The 16,605-nt window shown below is 68.7% G+C and carries 18 protein-coding genes; 12 read left to right on the top strand and 6 right to left on the bottom strand.

The features are described from left to right. Positions 1-52: 52 nt before the first annotated feature. The 3 genes from menE to menD are packed head-to-tail and all read left to right on the top strand — an operon-like array spanning position 53 to position 3,719. Positions 53-1,159 (top strand): o-succinylbenzoate--CoA ligase, encoded by a 1,107-nt coding sequence (menE, locus tag E0H50_RS11090; RefSeq protein ID WP_131286701.1) that lies wholly within the window; start codon positions 53-55, stop codon positions 1,157-1,159. Then, positions 1,156-2,082 carry an o-succinylbenzoate synthase gene (locus E0H50_RS11085; RefSeq protein ID WP_131286700.1) on the top strand — a complete coding sequence of 309 codons (927 nt, stop codon included), beginning with the start codon at positions 1,156-1,158 and terminating at the stop codon, positions 2,080-2,082. The genes menE and E0H50_RS11085 overlap by 4 nt, the downstream gene beginning before the upstream one ends. Beyond that, positions 2,079-3,719: a 2-succinyl-5-enolpyruvyl-6-hydroxy-3-cyclohexene-1-carboxylic-acid synthase gene (menD, locus tag E0H50_RS11080; protein ID WP_131286697.1), complete on the top strand. Its 1,641-nt coding sequence runs from the start codon at positions 2,079-2,081 to the stop codon at positions 3,717-3,719. The genes E0H50_RS11085 and menD overlap by 4 nt, the downstream gene beginning before the upstream one ends. Here menD and mptB read toward each other — a convergent pair. From mptB to E0H50_RS11060, 4 genes are read right to left on the bottom strand one after another with little or no spacing between them, the layout of a single operon-like run. After that, on the bottom strand, positions 3,706-5,109 hold the full coding sequence (gene mptB, locus E0H50_RS11075; RefSeq protein ID WP_131286695.1) for a polyprenol phosphomannose-dependent alpha 1,6 mannosyltransferase MptB: 1,404 nt from the start codon (positions 5,107-5,109) through the stop codon (positions 3,706-3,708). The genes menD and mptB overlap by 14 nt on opposite strands. 40 nt (positions 5,110-5,149) lie before the next feature. Further along, a complete protein-coding gene (locus E0H50_RS11070) occupies positions 5,150-5,914 on the bottom strand; it encodes an ABC transporter permease (RefSeq protein WP_131286693.1) in 765 nt (254 codons plus the stop codon). Continuing rightward, entirely contained in the window at positions 5,911-6,900 is a 990-nt protein-coding gene (locus E0H50_RS11065) for an ABC transporter ATP-binding protein (protein WP_202868088.1), read from the bottom strand. The genes E0H50_RS11070 and E0H50_RS11065 overlap by 4 nt, the downstream gene beginning before the upstream one ends. 32 nt (positions 6,901-6,932) lie before the next feature. Continuing rightward, positions 6,933-7,580 carry a PadR family transcriptional regulator gene (locus tag E0H50_RS11060; RefSeq protein ID WP_131286691.1) on the bottom strand — a complete coding sequence of 216 codons (648 nt, stop codon included), beginning with the start codon at positions 7,578-7,580 and terminating at the stop codon, positions 6,933-6,935. A 56-nt stretch (positions 7,581-7,636) separates the two neighbouring features. Here E0H50_RS11060 and E0H50_RS11055 point away from each other — a divergent pair, with 56 nt between their 5' ends. Continuing rightward, positions 7,637-8,461, top strand: coding sequence for a GNAT family N-acetyltransferase (locus E0H50_RS11055; RefSeq protein ID WP_131286689.1), 825 nt, complete (start codon positions 7,637-7,639; stop codon positions 8,459-8,461). Between the two features lie 2 nt (positions 8,462-8,463). Continuing rightward, positions 8,464-8,592, top strand: a complete 129-nt coding sequence (locus tag E0H50_RS44195) for a hypothetical protein (RefSeq protein WP_272948494.1) — start codon at positions 8,464-8,466, stop codon at positions 8,590-8,592. Between the two features lie 117 nt (positions 8,593-8,709). Here E0H50_RS44195 and E0H50_RS11050 read toward each other — a convergent pair whose 3' ends face one another. Continuing rightward, positions 8,710-9,324 carry an MBL fold metallo-hydrolase gene (locus E0H50_RS11050; RefSeq protein ID WP_131286687.1) on the bottom strand — a complete coding sequence of 205 codons (615 nt, stop codon included), beginning with the start codon at positions 9,322-9,324 and terminating at the stop codon, positions 8,710-8,712. Between the two features lies 1 nt (position 9,325). After that, entirely contained in the window at positions 9,326-10,606 is a 1,281-nt protein-coding gene (locus tag E0H50_RS11045; RefSeq protein WP_131286685.1) for an isochorismate synthase, read from the bottom strand. A 59-nt stretch (positions 10,607-10,665) separates the two neighbouring features. Between E0H50_RS11045 and E0H50_RS11040 the strand changes: the two genes are divergently transcribed. The 7 genes from E0H50_RS11040 (at position 10,666) to nuoE (ending at position 16,603) form a co-directional block, all read left to right on the top strand. Further along, positions 10,666-11,364: a demethylmenaquinone methyltransferase gene (locus E0H50_RS11040; protein ID WP_131286683.1), complete on the top strand. Its 699-nt coding sequence runs from the start codon at positions 10,666-10,668 to the stop codon at positions 11,362-11,364. Between the two features lie 153 nt (positions 11,365-11,517). Continuing rightward, positions 11,518-12,831 (top strand): geranylgeranyl reductase family protein, encoded by a 1,314-nt coding sequence (locus E0H50_RS11035; protein ID WP_131286681.1) that lies wholly within the window; start codon positions 11,518-11,520, stop codon positions 12,829-12,831. Positions 12,832-12,917: 86 nt separating this feature from the next. Continuing rightward, entirely contained in the window at positions 12,918-13,277 is a 360-nt protein-coding gene (locus E0H50_RS11030) for an NADH-quinone oxidoreductase subunit A (protein WP_131286679.1), read from the top strand. A 1-nt stretch (position 13,278) separates the two neighbouring features. After that, positions 13,279-13,833, top strand: coding sequence for a NuoB/complex I 20 kDa subunit family protein (locus E0H50_RS11025; RefSeq protein ID WP_131286677.1), 555 nt, complete (start codon positions 13,279-13,281; stop codon positions 13,831-13,833). Beyond that, on the top strand, positions 13,830-14,537 hold the full coding sequence (locus E0H50_RS11020; RefSeq protein WP_131286676.1) for an NADH-quinone oxidoreductase subunit C: 708 nt from the start codon (positions 13,830-13,832) through the stop codon (positions 14,535-14,537). Before E0H50_RS11025 ends, E0H50_RS11020 begins: the two co-directional genes overlap by 4 nt. After that, a complete protein-coding gene (locus E0H50_RS11015) occupies positions 14,537-15,874 on the top strand; it encodes an NADH-quinone oxidoreductase subunit D (RefSeq protein ID WP_131286674.1) in 1,338 nt (445 codons plus the stop codon). Before E0H50_RS11020 ends, E0H50_RS11015 begins: the two co-directional genes overlap by 1 nt. Then, complete coding sequence (nuoE, locus tag E0H50_RS11010) at positions 15,875-16,603, top strand: NADH-quinone oxidoreductase subunit NuoE (RefSeq protein WP_165547062.1); 729 nt, start codon at positions 15,875-15,877, stop codon at positions 16,601-16,603. Positions 16,604-16,605: the final 2 nt, after the last annotated feature.

Below are 16,605 nucleotides of genomic sequence, written 5' to 3'. Positions count from 1 at the left end.
TGTGTCAGCCGGGAGCCGGGCCTCCGGAGGCGGGCCGTACGCTCGGTGTGTCATGTCTAGGTTGCGACTGGTTCCGGGGACGCCGGACGGGGTGTTGGCGGCGCTCGCCGGGGTGCTGGACGGCAGCGGTACGCCGTTCGCGCCGGTGCCGAGCGACCCGGCCGCGGCCGCGCGGGTGCATGCCGCGGCCCAGCCGGACGAACCGGTCGAGGACGGCTGCGCGGTGGTGCTGACCACCTCTGGGTCCTCCGGCGAGCCGAAGGGCGTGCTGCTGTCGCGGGACGCGCTCATCGCGTCGGCGACCGCCACACACGCCCGGCTCGGCGGCCCTGGACAGTGGCTGCTCCCGATGAAGCCGTACTTCGTGGGCGGCCTGCAGATCCTCACGCGATCACTGGTCGCGGGTACGACGCCTGTGCTGCTCGACGACAGCTTCACCGCGGCAGCGCGCCGAATGACCGGTGGACGCCGGTACACCGCGATGGTGCCGACGCAGTTGGCGCGTTATCTGGAGACGGACCGGGACGCGCTGCGCTCGTTCGACGCGATCATCATCGGCGGGGCGTCCACACCCGAGCCGCTCAAACTCCGAGCCGCGGACGCCGGCGTGACCGCGATCCCGGCGTACGGGATGACGGAAACCGGAAGCGGATGCGTGTACGGCGGCGTGCCCCTGGACGGTACAGCGGTCGACCTGGACGACGGACGCATTCTCATCAAGGGCAGCACGCTGTTCTCGGGGTACCGGTTGCGGCCGGAGCTCACGGCGGAGGTGCTGCGGGACGGGTGGTTCCGGACGCAAGACCGCGGTGAGCTCGTGGACGGGCGACTGCGAGTGGTCGGGCGCGTGGACGACGTGGTCATCTCAGGCGGCGTGAACGTCACGCTGACGACAGTGCAGGCGCGCTTGCTCGAGCACCCGCGGGTCGAGGACGCGGTAGTCCTCGGAGCGCCGGACGCCGAGTGGGGGACGAGGGTGGTGGCGTTCGTGGTCGTCGAACCCGGTGGCGATGACCTGGGAAGGGACGAGGTGCGGGACTGGGTCAGCCAGACGCTGCCGCGGACCTGGGCCCCGCAGGAGGTCAACGGACTCCAGGCGTTGCCGATGCTTGCCTCGGGCAAGGTGGATCGGCAGCGGTTGCTGGAGGGCGTGCGGTGATCACGTACTCGATCGGCCTCAAGAACAGGTTCCGTGGCATCACCGTGCGCGAGGGGATGCTGTACGAAGGGCCTGCGGGCTGGGCGGAGTGGAGCCCGTTCCTGGACTACGACGACGCCACGTGTGTGTCCTGGCTGCGGGCGGCGCGTGAGGCGGCTGAGGACGGCTGGCCGGCACCAGTCCGCGACCGCGTACCCGTCAACTGCACGGTGCCGGCGGTTGGACCCGAGAGAGCTGCAGAGATCGTGAGAGCGTCCGGCTGCAGTACGGCGAAGGTGAAGGTCGCTGAGCCGGGTCAGACGCTGGCGGATGACCTGGAGCGCGTCGAAGCGGTGCGGGACGCAATTGGCAACGGACAGGTCCGCATCGACGCCAACGGACTGTGGTCCGTGGACCAGGCGGTGCAGAACCTGAAGCAGCTGCAGCGGTTCGACCTGGAGTACGTCGAGCAGCCGTGCGCGACTGTGGAGGAGCTAGCTGACCTCAGGCGGCGCACCGACGTACCGGTGGCAGCTGACGAGTCGATCCGCCGAGCTGAGGACCCGTTGCGGGTCAAGAAGCTCAACGCCGCCGACATCGCCGTACTGAAGGTGCAGCCGATCGGAGGTGTCCGTGCGTGCCTTGAGATCGCTGAGCAGATCGGACTGCCCGTAGTGGTGTCGTCCGCGCTGGAGACCTCGGTAGGCATCGCTGCTGGCGTCGCACTCGCTGCTGCGCTTCCGGAACTGCCCTACGCATGCGGTCTCGCCACCGTCTCGATGTTCACCCAAGAGGTGGCTGGCGAGCCGTTGCTGCCCACCAACGGGTTCCTGCCGGTACGAACCGTCGTACCGGACCCCCAGCTGCTGGAAGCCGCGCGGGCGGACACAGACCGGACAAAGGTGTGGGAAGAACGCCTGTCCCGAGTTAGGAGTGCCGGATGAACCCGTCCACGGCTTTTGCGACTGTGGTGGTCGACGAACTGATCCGCTGCGGTGTCCGCGAGGCCGTGGTGTCGCCCGGCTCCCGCAGCGCCCCACTGGCACTGGCGCTAGCAGCCGCCGACCGTGACGGAAGGCTCAGGCTGCATGTGCGGATCGACGAGCGTACGGCGGGATTCCTGGCGATCGGTCTGATGCGGGGCAGCGGCCTGCCGGTACCCGTGGTCACGACCTCAGGTACCGCGGTAGCGAACCTGCACCCGGCTGTACTCGAGGCGTCGCACAGCGGGCTCCCGCTGATCGTGCTGAGCGCAGACCGGCCTCCTGCGCTGAGAGGCAGCGGTGCGAACCAGACGACCGACCAGATCAAGGTGTTCGGCTCTGCGGTCCGCCTGTTCCACGAGATGGGTACGCCGGTCCGTGAGATCGGTCAGGTCGCGTACTGGCGCTCGCAGGTCGCCAGAGCTGTGGCTACGGCTGTAGGTGCCCGCACCGCCGACCCGGGGCCAGTGCAGCTCAACTGCCCGTTCTCGGAGCCGCTGATCCCGACAGAAGGACCGGAGTGGCCCGAGCCGCTGAGCGGACGCAGCACCGGTCCGTGGACCTCCATTCATGCAGCAGCGGGCCGTCCGGCCTCTGTGTCGCCCGGACCGAAGACGGTGGTCGTTGCCGGCGATGGTGCGTCGCAGTCCGCCCGGTTGGCAGCCGAGGCTGGGCAATGGCCGCTGTTCGCGGAGCCGTCGAGCCGGGCGCGGACCGGTCCGTCGGTGATCTCGGCGTACCGGTTGTTGCTGCAGGCAAGTACATTGGCGGGCGAGATCGAGCGCGTGCTGGTCTACGGCCACCCGACGTTGTCGCGGCCGATCTCGAAGCTGCTGGCGCGGCCGGACGTCGAGATGATCGTGGTTTCACCGACCGGCCTGTGGCCGGACCCGGCGCGCCGCGCCAAGTCTGTGGTGACGGCGCTCGAGGTCACCGGGGCCGACCGGACCGACTGGCTCGCTCGATGGCAGCACGCCGACCAGCTCGCCCGGCCGGAGATCGACAAGGTCCTGGCGGACGGCCTGAGCGGCCCGCGGGTCGCCGCGCTCGTCGGTGAGGCGGTCGGGGCCGACGGCATGCTGGTGGTCGCCTCCTCGAACCCGGTCCGCGACCTCGACCTCGCCCCGGTCGTCCCGATCCGCACGATCGCGAACCGCGGCCTGGCCGGGATCGACGGCACGATCTCGACCGCGATCGGCGCGGCCCTCGCGAACGCCGGCCCGACGCACGCGCTGATCGGCGATCTCGCCTTCCTGCACGACAGCAACGGGCTCGTCATCGGGCCGGACGAGGCCCGTCCCGACCTGCGGATCGTGGTCGTGAACGACAACGGCGGCGGGATCTTCTCCACCCTCGAACAAGGCGACCCGACCCACGCGACGCACTTCGAGCGCATCTTCGGTACGCCGCACAACGTGGACCTGGGCGCACTGTGCGCGGCCAGCGGTACGGCGTACACGCTGGTGCGGACCGTCGACGAGCTGCGGGCCGCGCTGACGTCCACGGTTGCCGGTCTGGACGTGGTCGAGGTGCGGATCGACCGGGACGGTCACCGGCCGCTCGGCGCCGCTATGGTCGCGGCACTCAAGCAGCTGTAACAGGGACCTTCTGCGCCGGCTGCAGCGTCCGGAGGTGGCTGAGCAGCGGTACGGCCATTGCGATGACCAGCGCGGTCGTCGTGAGGATCGGAATCGTCGCACCGCGCAGTGACGAGTTGAGCGGGGCAGCGATCGTGAAGATCAAGCTGACCGCGGTGATGATCGTGGTCAGCCGCCGTCCGGGGCGTGCGACGGCCAGGAACGGCAGGCACCAGAGGAAGTACCAGTCGTGTGCACTCGGCCCGAGTACGACGACCGCGAGCAGTGCGACACCGACAGCCCTGGCCGCGTAGTGGATCGACGACCGGAGACTCAGCCACGCGATCAGACCGAGTGCCGCGACCATACCGACCAGGCGGACGATCTGCAGCGCCTGTGCGGCCGCGGTGTCCTCTCCCAGCCAACCCAGCACGCCGGACGCCGCCATACCGATCAGGTTGGCGATGGAGAAGGGGGAACGAACCAGTCCGGGTACGTCGAGCGCACCGAGCCAGCCGGAGCCCACACCGGTCAGTGCACCGATGGTGACGAGCGTAAGCACCGACACCGCGCCCGCAATCACCAGACTGGCGAACCGAAGCACCCGACCCGCCAGTGGGCTCATCACAGCGGCGATGGCGATCACCACCAGTCCACCCGGGAGTTTCACCGCAGCCGCTGCGCCGGCCACGACAGCCGCCGTACCCCAACGACCGGTCAGTGCGAGTGCGAAGGCGCTGCACGCCAGTCCGAGCATCAGTACGTCGTTGTGGGCCGCACCGATGCCGTGGGTGATCAGCATGGGGTTCAGTACGACCAGCCAGGTGGCGAAGGCCGGGTCGACGCGACAGGCGGTCGCCAGACGCGGTACGGCCCAGGCGATGAGGACTATGCCGAGTACGGCGAGGAGGCGGTGCGCCAGCATCAGCAGGTACGGGTTCATGGTGAGGTGGGCGACCAGACCGCCGTACGCGAGTGGGAGGGGACCGTACGGCGCCGGTGTCTGCATCCACATCGGGTCGACGGCCTCGATGATGTGGCCGGACAGTACGCCGGGACCCACGTCGTACGGGTTGTAGCCCTCAGCGACCAGTGCGCCCTGGGCCGCGTAGCTCCAGGCGTCGCGGCTGAACAGCGGCGGCGCGAGCAGGAGCGGTGCGCTCCAGCAAGCCGTCATTCGCAGCAGTGGGAGGCGCTCACCCGCCATGACGCGTCTGCCTACGGTCAGCCAGGCCCAGGCCATCAGCCCGAGCCCGGCGACCATGAACGTCAACCCGACCATCCGCCCGGCCAGCGAGTGGCGCAGCGGGACGGAGGCGACCCAAGAGGACGCAGGTACTACCGACGTCACCAGGCTCGCCAGGGCGACTACAACAGAGCCGACGACCCCACGGACCATCGGCGAGCGCATGGCCGGACCGTAGCCCGGCCATGCAACGCAACGATGAACATCAAGCGGATTCCTTGCGGAACGTTCTTGCGCCGACAGCGAGTCCGATGACGGTCAGCAGGACCACCCAGAACAGGCCCCAGAGTGACGACGAGCTGCTGATATCGCCGCGGAACAGGGCGCGGACGCCGTTGACCACGTGCTTCAGCGGGCTGATGTCGGACAGCCGCTGCAGCCACGTCGGACCGATCTGCATCGGCAGGAGGATGCCGGACAGCAGCAGGAGCGGCATGGCGATGCCGTTCAGCAGCGGGGCCAGTGCGTCCTCGCTCTTGGTGATGAGCGCGACGGAGTACGACAGGGAGGCGAACGTGGCGCCGAGCAGCGCGACGATCACCAGCGAGAGCAGTACGCCGCCCCACGGGGCCCGCAGACCGAGTGGGAGCGCCGCGAGTAGCAGGAGGATCGACTGGACCACGAGTACGACGACATCGCGCAGTACCCGCCCTGCCATCAGCGCCATCCGGGAGGCCGGCGTGACGCGGTCGGCCTCGATGACACCCGCCCGGTACTCCGCGATCAGGCCGAAGCCGACGAACATCGCGCCGAACATGCCGAGCTGCACGATCAGGCCGGGAATGAAGACCTGGTAGGCGTTCGTGGTGGCGCCCTGGCTGATCTGGGCGGTGATCGGCTTGAGCAGCGGGCCGAACAGGAACAAGTACATCAGCGGCTGGCTGAGCATCAGGATCGACCACATCGGGTTCCGCAGCGACAGCCGCATCTGCCGATGGAAAACGATCCACGTTTCACGCAGGACGGTCATGCGACAGCTTCTTCCTTCTGGTCGGGGGAGGTGGTGTCCTCGTCGCGGAGCGAGCGGCCGGTCATGGTCAGGAACACGTCGTCGAGCGTCGGCCGATGGACCTCGACCCCGTGCAGCTCGATGCCCTGGGCATCGATCGAGCGGAGCAGCGCGGGCAGCACCGAACCACCACGCGGGATCCGGAAACCGACCACGTCGTCCTCGGTCTCGACCTCGACCGCACCCTCGAGCTCGCGGACGATCTTCATCACCGCCGGCGCCTGCGACGTGTCCGCGATCGAAAGCCGGACGGCGTCGCCGGAAACTTGTTCCTTGAGATTTTCCGGCGTTCCGGACGCGACGATCTTGCCGTGGTCGATGACCAGGATCCGGTCGCAGAGCGCGTCCGCCTCGTCCAGGTAGTGCGTGGTCAGGAAGATCGTCGCGCCGCGGTCACGGAGGCCGCGGATGTGCTCCCAGAGGTTGGCGCGCGCCTGCGGATCGAGACCCGTGGTCGGCTCGTCCAGGAAGATCAGCTTCGGGTCGTGGATCAGGCCCATCACGATGTCGAGGCGCCGGCGCTGCCCGCCGGACAGCGTCTTGCACTGGCGGCGCCACAGGCCCGGGAGGTCGAGCTCCTCGAACAGGCGCTGCCCCTCCGCGGCCGCCTTCGCCTTCGGTACGCCGTACAACCGGGCGTGATCGACGACCTCGTCGCCGGCGATCGCCTCGGGCAGGGTGCTGCCGCTCTGCGGGACGTAACCGATCCGGCGGCGGACCCCCACCGGGTCCTTCGCGAGATCGCAGCCGGCCACCGTCGCGGTGCCGGCGGTCGGCTGGATCAGCGTCGCCAGCATCCGCATCGTCGTGGTCTTACCGGCCCCGTTCGGGCCCAGAAAGCCGACGATCTCCCCGTCGGCCACCTCAAGGTCAACTCCCTGTACCGCCTGGACAGGGCCCCGCTTCGTCTTGAACGTCCGCACCAGCCCGCGCGCTTCGATCATCATGCGGGCCAGTGTGACTAATCAACTTTGACTAGTCAATCTTGATTATCGGGTGCGCGGTCCGGTGGGGCGGGGATCTCGCCCCAGTGGGTGACCATGCCGGGATAGGGCTCCCAGTCGGCGGGTTCGCCGGCGAAGGCGTAGGCGCCGCCGCGGATCCGGTCGAGGAACTCGTGGGTCCACCGGAGCTCGCCGCTGTCGCGGGCGTTGGTGATCCGGAACATCTCGACCACGTGGTTCGGGGTGGCCGGGTCCTCGAGGATGTGGCGTTCGGAGTACGGCCCGGCCTTCAGCCACGACTCCAGCTGGCTGATCCGGGCCTCCAGCGCGGCGATCACCTCGTCGCGGCGCAGCGACCACATGAAGCTGATCGTGGCCTGCATCTTGTCCGGGTGGAATCCGTCGACGGTCCACAGCATGCCGCGCAGCAGCGAGAAGTACTCCGTCTCGCCGTCCGCGGTCAGCTTGTACGACGTACGCCCCGGCCGGTGTGCGCCGTCCTGCTCGAGTTCCTGGAGGTACCCGTGCTTGGCCAGCGTGCGCAGCCCCGTGTAGATCGAGCCCGGGTTGACGTTCGCCCACGCCTCCACGTTCCACGTCAGCAGCTCACGGCGCAGCTGGTACCCGTACGCCGGCTGGAAGATCCGCACGACGCCGAGCAGCAACAACCGCGTGGTGGACATGGTCGCAGTGTAAATCCGGGCGACCGGCGGGGTGCCGCAGGCGTACGCTCCGGGGCATGGATGTCCGGGTGACGAGTGATCCGCAGGCGTTCGAGCAGGCCGTGTTTCCTTTTCTGCAAGAGGATCCGGTGCTGAACAACCTCGTCATGACCGTCGTCCACGAACGCGCCACGGGCCGGATGACAGACACCGAGCCGTCGTACTACGTCTCCGTCCACGACCCGGATGTCGTCGGCGTCGCGATGCGCACCGCGGGGCGGTACGTGTACCTCGGCGCGCTCCGTGAGGAGTTCACCGAGCCGGTCGCCGACGCGCTTGCCGACGTACTGCCTGAGGTCCCCGGCGTCGCGGGAGATCGACCTGTGGTGACCAGGTTCGGGCAGCGGTGGTGTGAACACCGTGGCGGCCGGGCGACGGTGGTGCGCGGCACCCGGTTGCACAAGCTGATCGAGCTGACGCCGCTGGAGGCGGACTCCGGCGGGCCGCGGCGGATGGCCGCGGAGGAGGTCGACCTGATCGCGGCCTGGGGCAAGGACGGGTTCGCCGAGGAGCTGACGATCGGAAACCGCGAGTGGGCCGAGCGGCACCTGGAGCACGAGAGCATGCTGATCTGGGAGGTCGACGGCGAGCCGGTGAGCATGGTCGGCTTCCATCAGCCGGTGTTCGGCGTCAGCCGGGTCGGTCCGGTCTACACGCCCCCAGAGCGGCGCCGGCACGGGTACGCCGGTGCGCTGACGAGTCACGTGACGGCGCTGATCCTTGCTGACGGCAACCAAGCCTGTTTGTTCACCAATCTCTCGAACCCGACCTCCAACAAGATCTACTACCAGGCGGGGTATCGACCGGTCGCCGACTTCGTCGAGGCCGAGTTCACGGCGTGAGCATGCTTGATCCGATCCGGCACGTCGTGTTGCTCGAGGAGCTGGACGCCGGGGGACAGCTGGTCGAGACGCCGGGTGGGGTGGCGGTGCCAAGCACGCAAGGCAAAAGCGCGGGTCGCCGAGGATGGTGACGTCGAGTTGTGCGCGGGGTGGTTGGCCGCGATGGTGCGCGAAGAGGATGAGCGCCGCGCTGACCGCGACGTCTACCGGCGACTCGGCTTCGAGACCGTGGTGGACCTGCGACGGTTTCAGTTGATCTCGAGGGACTGACCGGGGGTCAGGCCGTGGTACGGGCGGCCGCCTGCTTCGCCGATCCAGCGCTGCATCATGCCGAGGCCGATGTCGCTGAGGAGGGCGTTGTGGATGCCGACGGTCTGCTGCGCCTTGACCGAGCGGGCGTAGTCGACCCCCGCCGCGGTCGAGAACCACGGGCCGGAGATCGGTACCAGGTTGGTGTGGACCTCGCGGTCCGGCTGGGTGAACGAGTCGCCCGGGTGGTAGACCGCGTCGTCGACCAGGTAGCCGATGTTCTCGCACGGTACGCCGAGTTCGGGCAGGATCACCGCGTGATCCTTGCCGTAGGCACGGACCGCGAAACCGGCCGCGTCGAACGACTGACCGTCCGCCACCACCGTGACCCGCTCGTCGTTCAGCGCGGCCGCGACGCCGGCGGTGGTGAAGACCGGCACCTGCAACCCGCGCAGCCGCTCGACGTCGACGTGGTCGGGGTGCTCGTGCGTGACCAGCACCGCGTCCGCCTTCTCGAAGGCCGCGTCCTCGGAGAACGTGCCCGGGTCGATCAGCAGTACCTTTCCGTCCTTCTCCAGACGGACACAGGCGTGTGCGAACTTGGTAAGCCTCAACTCAGTCTCCCAACGCGTCTCTCATCGGAACCAGCTTGGCGTTCGTCTCGGCCAGTTCGGCATCCGGATCGGAACCGGCCACGATCCCGGCGCCGGCGAACAACCGCATCCGCCGCGGCTCGTCGGGGTCGGCCTGGCCGCAGCGCAGCGCGATGCACCACTCGCCGTCGCCGGACGCGTCCATCCACCCGACCGGTCCGCTGAACCGGCCGCGCTGCATCCCCTCGATCTCACCGATCAGGTCCCGCGCGACCGGCGTCGGCGTACCGCAGACGGCCGCCGACGGGTGCAGCGCGGCCGCGAGCCCGAGCGCGGACGCGCCGTTGTTGGCGACGCCCGCGACATCGGTGGCCAGGTGCATCACGTTCGGCAGGTGCAGGACGAACGGGGTCTCCGGCACGTTCATCGACGTACAGTGCGGCTCCAGCGCTTCCGCGACCGAGCGGACCGCGAACTCGTGTTCCTCGAGGTCCTTCGACGACCGGGCCAGCGACGCGGCCAGCGCCAGGTCGTGCTCGTCGTCGCCGGTACGGCGGATGGTTCCGGCCAGCACGCGGGACGTGATCAGGCCCTTCTCCCGGCGTACCAGCAGCTCGGGGGTGGCGCCGATCAGGCCGTCGACGGAGAACGTCCAGCAGTTCGGGTACGCTGTCGCCAGCCGGTGCAGCGGCCAGCGCAGATCGATCGGCTGCTCGGCGATCGCGATCAGGTCGCGGGCCAGCACCACCTTCTCGAGCTCGCCGGCGGTGATCCGGCGGACTGCGTCGGCGACGATGCTCGACCAGTCCGTCCCGGTCCGCGCGCCGTCCGCGAACGCCACGTCGTACACCGGTGACGGCTCGTGGACGACCAGTTCGGGCGGCGCGCCCAGCGAGCTGGCCGGCGAGACCGTGGTCACCCAGGTGGTGTCGCCGCGGCGGCCGACGATCACGTCGGGAACCACCAGCTCACCCGGGTCCTGGTCGGTGAAGCCGAAGGAGCCGAAGCAGACCAGCCCGGAGCCCGGTACGCCGACCTCGTCGCGGATCACCGCGGCCGACGTCAGCTCCTGCCACCAGGTCATGGCCTCCTGGAAGCGGTTGCTACCGGCAACGTCCAGCCGGGCGGCGACGCCCCAGCCGACGTGGCCGTCGCCCCGCCGTACCCACGCGAGTCCGCCCTCGTCCGGCAGATGGTCCAGCAGTTGCGCCGAGACCCCGTCCACCGCCTGACTGCGAACCACCAACTGCGGTGCGGGGCCTCGGGTCGCGAGGGCCGCACGGCTACCTGGAGATGCACTCACGAGATGCAAGCGTATGCCTCCCGTCCCGGCAACCTGCCCTCGCGTGATGAACTAGACAGGTGACGCGCGCAGATCTGAGCAAGGACCCGCAGGCCGTGGCGGCCATGTTCGACAACGTGGCCGAGGGGTACGACCGGACCAACGCGGTCGCGACGATGGGGCTGGAGAAGCACTACTGGCGACCGGAGACCTTCAAGGAGATCGCGCCGCGGAAGGGGATGAAGATCCTCGACCTGGCGGCCGGGACCGGCGCGTCCAGCGTCAACCTGCGCGAGGCGGGCGCCGAGGTGGTGTCCTGCGACTTCTCGGTCGGCATGCTCCGGGTCGGCAAGCGCCGGCACCCCGAGCTGGACCTGGTGGCGGGCGACGCCCTGCGGCTGCCGTTCGCCGACGAGACCTTCGACGTGGTGACGATCTCCTGGGCGCTGCGGAACGTGAACGACGTGGCCGCCGCACTGCAGGAGATGCTGCGGGTCACGCGGCCGGGCGGGCGGCTCGTCGTACTGGAGCAGTCGCATCCGACCTGGAAGCCGTTCCGGGTCGTGTACCTGGAGTACATGATGCGGGCGGTGCCGGCGGTGGCGAAGGTGGTGTCGACCAACCCGGAGGCGTACGAGTACCTGGCGGAGTCGACGCGCGCGTGGCTGCCGCAGGAGCCGCTGGCCCGGGCGATCGAGGGCGCCGGGTGGACCCGCGTCCAGTGGCGCAACCTGACCGGCGGCCTGGTCGCCATCCACCGAGCCGTCAAGGCCGGTTAATTACGCAACGGAACTTATGCGTAATTGGCTTGCCTGCAAGGGGGTTGGGGCGAGTTTCGTGTCCGAGTCAGGCAGTCCTAGACTGTCGAGTGAAGAGGGTTCGTGAAGTGATTCACGAGCGAACCCGCCCACAAACATCCAGGCCGGGAAGAGATGAGCCAGAGCGTGCCGAGCGGGCAGCAGGCGGAGACCGCCGATGTGATCGTCGTCGGTGCCGGACCCGCCGGATCGGCGGCGGCGTACCACCTGGCGAACGCCGGACTGGACGTCCTGCTGCTGGAGAAGACCGCGTTCCCGCGGGAGAAGGTGTGCGGCGACGGGCTCACCCCGCGCGGCACCAAGCAGCTCATCAACATGGGGATCGACATCTCCGAAGAGGCCGGCTGGATCCGGAACTACGGACTCCGCATCCAGGGTGCCGGGCACGTCCTGCAGCTCGACTGGCCGGATCTGGCCAGCCACCCGAACTACGGGCTGACCCGGAACCGGATGGACTTCGACGAGATGCTCGCCCGGCAGGCCGAGAAGGCCGGGGCGCGGCTGCGTGAGCGGACCAACGTGACCGGTCCGATCCTGGACGCCAAGGGCGACATCGTCGGCGTCACCGCGAAGCCGGTCGACGACAACGGCCGCCGGGCCGGCGACGACGTCGAGTACCGGGCGCCACTGGTGATGGCGGCCGACGGCAACTCGTCCCGGCTGAGCATCGCGATGGGTCTGCACAAGCGTGACGACCGCCCGATGGGTGTCGCCGTCCGGACGTACTTCACCAGCCCGCGGACCAACGACGACTACCTCGAGTCCTGGCTGGAACTGTGGGCCGACGACCCGAAGCAGCCCGGTGGCCGCGTGCTGCTTCCCGGCTACGGCTGGATCTTCGGGATGGGCGACGGCACCGTCAACGTCGGCCTCGGCATCCTGAACACCTCGGACGCGTTCGGCAAGGTCGACTACGCCGACCTGCTGAAGCAGTGGCTCAAGGTCACGCCCGAGGAGTGGCAGTTCCGGGACGAGTTCCAGACCATCCCGATCCGGGGCGCCGCGCTGCCGATGGGCTTCAACCGGCAGCCGCACTACACCCGCGGCCTGATGCTGCTCGGCGACGCCGGCGGCATGGTCAACCCGTTCAACGGCGAGGGCATCCCGTACGCGATGGAGTCCGGGGCGTTCGCCGCCGAGGTCGCCGCCCAGGCGCTGCACCGGCAGCCGAACCAGCGGGAGCGCGCGCTGTCGGCGTACCCGAAGGCGCTGAAGCAGGAGTACGGCGGTTACTACACGCTCGGCCGGATCTTCGTGAAGCTGATCGGAAATCCGGAGGTGATGCGGCTCTGCACGAAGTACGGTCTGCCGCGCACCACCTTGATGAAGTTCACCCTGAAGTTGCTCGCGAACCTCACCGACCCGCGGGACGGGGACGTGATGGACAAGATCATCAACGGCCTCACCAAGCTCGCGCCCGCCGCCTGACCGGCGGGGCGAGTGAGCTGAGCCACACGCGTACTGATATCCAAAGACAAGTACAGACCACCGGCTGAAGGAGGGAGCACGCAGCGATGCACCCCTATACACCGATTCTCGCTCTCGGTGTGCTCGCGGCGCTCTTCGTCGCAGGCAGCATCCTTATTAGCGCCCTGGTCGGCCCGAAGCGCTACAACCGGGCCCGCCTGGACTCCTACGAGTGCGGCATCGAGCCCACTCCGCAGCCGGTCGGTGGTGGACGCTTCCCGGTGAAGTACTACATCACCGCGATGCTGTTCATCGTTTTCGACATCGAGATCATCTTCCTCTACCCGTGGGCGGTGGCCTTCGACCAGATGGCGCTGTTCGGGCTGATCGAGATGGTCATCTTCATCGTCACCGTCTTCGTCGCGTACGCCTACGTCTGGCGCCGCGGCGGACTGGAGTGGGACTGACATGGGTCTTGAGGAACAGCTTCCGGCCGGCGTCCTGCTGAGCACCGTCGAAGGACTGCTCGGCTACATGCGCAAGGCCTCGTTGTGGCCGGCAACCTTCGGGCTGGCCTGCTGCGCCATCGAGATGATGACGACGGGCGCCCCGCGGTACGACGCCGCGCGGTTCGGCATGGAGGTCTTCCGGGCCTCGCCGCGGCAGGCCGACCTGATGATCGTGGCCGGCCGGGTGAGCCAGAAGATGGCTCCGGTGCTGCGCCAGATCTACGACCAGATGCCCGGCCCGAAGTGGGTGCTGGCGATGGGCGTGTGCGCGTCGTCGGGCGGCATGTTCAACAACTACGCGATCGTGCAGGGCGTGGACCACGTCGTACCGGTCGACATGTACCTGCCCGGCTGCCCGCCGCGGCCGGAGATGCTGCTGGACGCGTTCCTGAAGATCCACGACCAGATCCAGCACATGAAGCTCGGCGCGCACAAGAAGGCGCTGCAGACCGAGCAGGAGGCCGCGGCCCTGACCGCCGCGCCGACGATCGAGATGAAGGGTCTGCTCCGATGAGCGACACCCAGCCGGAGAACTTGCCGGCGACGTCCGCGGCCGGGGACGCTCAGACTCCGGGTGCCGAGGTGATCGAGCAGCGCGAGGGCATGTTCGGTGTCCGCGGTACCGGTGACACCTCCGGTTTCGGCGGCCTGCGTCGTCAGGTCGCGCTGCCGGGCGGTACGCCGAAGCCGTACGGCTCCTGGTTCGACGGTGCGGTGGACCGGCTCGAGGGCCTGGCCGCCGACGGTGCGATCGAGAAGGTCGTCGTCGACCGCAACGAGCTGACCCTGCACATCAAGCGCGAGAACATCGTCGAGGTGTGCCGGCACCTGCGCGACGACGAGGCGCTGCGGTTCGAGTTCTGTTCCGGTGTCAGCGGTGTGCACTACCCGCACGAGACCGGCAGCGAACTGCACGCCGTCTACCACTTCCTGTCGATCACCCACAACCGCCGGATCCGGCTGGAGGTGTCGGCGCCCGACAGCGACCCGCACATCCCGTCGATCGTCTCGGTCTACCCGGCCAACGACTGGCACGAGCGGGAGACCTGGGACTTCTTCGGCATCATCTTCGACGGGCACCCGGCGCTGACCCGGATCCAGATGCCCGACGACTGGCCGGGACACCCGCAGCGCAAGGACTACCCGCTCGGCGGTATCGACGTCGAGTACAAGGGCGCTGTCATCCCACCGCCCGACACGCGGAGGTCGTACAACTAATGACCGCAACAGATCCGTACGCGACCACCCGGGACACCACCGAGGGCAAGGTCTTCACCGTCACCGGCCAGGACTGGGACTCAGTCGTGTCGGGCCTCGGCGAGGAGCCGGAAGAGCGCGTCGTCGTCAACATGGGCCCGCAGCACCCGTCCACGCACGGCGTGCTCCGGCTGATCCTGGAGCTCGACGGTGAGAACGTGACCGAGGCCCGCTGCGGCATCGGCTACCTGCACACCGGCATCGAGAAGAACATGGAGTTCCGCTCCTGGACGCAGGGCGTCACGTTCTGCACCCGGATGGACTACCTGTCGCCGTTCTACAACGAGGCGGCGTACTGCCTGTCGGTCGAGCGGCTGCTCGGGATCGAGGACCAGATCCCGGAGAAGGCCAACGTGATGCGGGTGCTCCTGATGGAGCTCAACCGGATCAGCAGCCACCTGGTCTGCATCGCCACCGGCGGTATGGAGATCGGCGCGCTGACCGTGATGACGATCGGTTTCCGCGAGCGGGAGAAGACCCTCGACCTGTTCGAGCTGATCACCGGCCTGCGGATGAACCACGCGTTCATCCGGCCGGGCGGTGTCGCCCAGGACCTCCCGCCGGGTGCGCTGGACAAGATCCGCGAGTACATCACCTGGATGAACCGGCACCTCAAGGAGTACGCCGAACTCTGCAACGCCAACCCGATCTTCAAGGCGCGGCTGCAGAACGTCGGCTACCTCGACCTGGCCGGCTGTATGGCGCTCGGCATCTCCGGTCCGACGGTGCGCTCCACCGGTTACGCGCTGGACCTGCGCAAGAGCCAGCCGTACTGCGGGTACGAGACGTACGACTTCGACGTACCGACCTGGGACTCCTCGGACTCCTACGGACGGTTCCGGGTGCGGCTGCAGGAGATGCACGAGTCGCTGAAGATCGTCGAGCAGTGCGCCGACCGGCTGGAGAAGATGGACGGCCAGCCGGTGATGGTCGCCGACAAGAAGATCGCGTGGCCGAGCCAGCTGGCCGTCGGCGCCGACGGGATGGGCAACTCGCTCGACCACATCAAGCACATCATGGGCGAGTCGATGGAAGCACTGATCCATCACTTCAAGCTGGTCACCGAGGGCTTCCGGGTGCCGGCCGGCCAGGCCTACGTGCCGATCGAGTCGCCGCGCGGCGAGATGGGCGCGCACGTCGTCTCCGACGGCGGCACCAAGCCGTACCGGGTGCACTTCCGTGACCCGTCCTTCGCAAACCTGCAGGCGATGCCGATCATGTGCGAGGGCGGCCAGGTCGCCGACGTGATCGTCGCCGTCGCCAGCCTTGACCCGGTGATGGGTGGAGTGGACCGCTAAATGGCCGAGAACCACACGACTGCGACCGACAAGACGGTGCCCTACAGCACCGGCGACTCGAAGATCACCGACGCCACGATCGCGGAGATGCGCGAGATCGCCGCGCGGTACCCGGTCGCCCGGTCCGCGCTGCTGCCGATGCTGCACCTGGTGCAGTCGGTCGAGGGCCGGGTCACCCCGGAGGGCATCGAGGCCTGCGCCGACGTGCTCGACCTGACCGGCGCCGAGGTGTCGGCGGTGGCCACCTTCTACACGATGTACAAGCGTCGCCCGGTCGGCGACTACCACGTCGGCGTCTGCACCAACACGCTGTGCGCGGTGATGGGCGGCGACCTGATCTTCGACCGGCTGAAGCAGCACCTCGACGTCGGGAACGACGAGACCACCGAGGACGGCAAGATCACCCTCGAGCACCTCGAGTGCAACGCCGCCTGCGACTACGCGCCGGTGATGATGGTGAACTGGGAGTTCTTCGACGACATGACGCCGGAGTCTGCCACGCAGCTGGTCGACGACCTGCGGGACGGCACCGAGGTGAAGTCGCCGCGCGGTGCGACGATCTGCACGTGGCGCGAGGCCGAGCGGGTGCTCGCCGGGTACCCCGACGGCCGCGCCGACGAGGGCCCGACCGGCGGCAAGGCCACGCTGGCAGGTCTCCGGCTGGCCCGCGAGCGCGGCTGGACCGCGCCCGGCGGCTCCTCCAACGCCGAGACCCCGAAGGAGGACTGACC

It is taken from the genome of Kribbella sindirgiensis (assembly GCF_004331435.1).
GTDB lineage: Bacteria > Actinomycetota > Actinomycetes > Propionibacteriales > Kribbellaceae > Kribbella > Kribbella sindirgiensis.
This window is presented reverse-complemented; position numbering and strand designations above follow the sequence as displayed.

Excerpts from the sequence above, each read along its gene's own strand:
- E0H50_RS11025 (WP_131286677.1), top strand. The coding sequence starts at position 13,279 with ATGGGTCTTGAGGAACAGCTTCCGGCCGGCGTCCTGCTGAGCACCGTC.
- E0H50_RS11020 (WP_131286676.1), top strand. The coding sequence starts at position 13,830 with ATGAGCGACACCCAGCCGGAGAACTTGCCGGCGACGTCCGCGGCCGGG.
- E0H50_RS11070 (WP_131286693.1), bottom strand. The coding sequence starts at position 5,914 with ATGACCGTCCTGCGTGAAACGTGGATCGTTTTCCATCGGCAGATGCGG.
- E0H50_RS11060 (WP_131286691.1), bottom strand. The coding sequence starts at position 7,580 with ATGTCCACCACGCGGTTGTTGCTGCTCGGCGTCGTGCGGATCTTCCAG.
- menD (WP_131286697.1), top strand. The coding sequence starts at position 2,079 with ATGAACCCGTCCACGGCTTTTGCGACTGTGGTGGTCGACGAACTGATC.
- E0H50_RS44195 (WP_272948494.1), top strand. The coding sequence starts at position 8,464 with ATGCTTGATCCGATCCGGCACGTCGTGTTGCTCGAGGAGCTGGACGCC.
- E0H50_RS11035 (WP_131286681.1), top strand. The coding sequence starts at position 11,518 with ATGAGCCAGAGCGTGCCGAGCGGGCAGCAGGCGGAGACCGCCGATGTG.
- E0H50_RS11030 (WP_131286679.1), top strand. The coding sequence starts at position 12,918 with ATGCACCCCTATACACCGATTCTCGCTCTCGGTGTGCTCGCGGCGCTC.
- mptB (WP_131286695.1), bottom strand. The coding sequence starts at position 5,109 with ATGCGCTCGCCGATGGTCCGTGGGGTCGTCGGCTCTGTTGTAGTCGCC.
- E0H50_RS11065 (WP_202868088.1), bottom strand. The coding sequence starts at position 6,900 with ATGATGATCGAAGCGCGCGGGCTGGTGCGGACGTTCAAGACGAAGCGG.
- E0H50_RS11015 (WP_131286674.1), top strand. The coding sequence starts at position 14,537 with ATGACCGCAACAGATCCGTACGCGACCACCCGGGACACCACCGAGGGC.
- E0H50_RS11055 (WP_131286689.1), top strand. The coding sequence starts at position 7,637 with ATGGATGTCCGGGTGACGAGTGATCCGCAGGCGTTCGAGCAGGCCGTG.
- nuoE (WP_165547062.1), top strand. The coding sequence starts at position 15,875 with ATGGCCGAGAACCACACGACTGCGACCGACAAGACGGTGCCCTACAGC.
- menE (WP_131286701.1), top strand. The coding sequence starts at position 53 with ATGTCTAGGTTGCGACTGGTTCCGGGGACGCCGGACGGGGTGTTGGCG.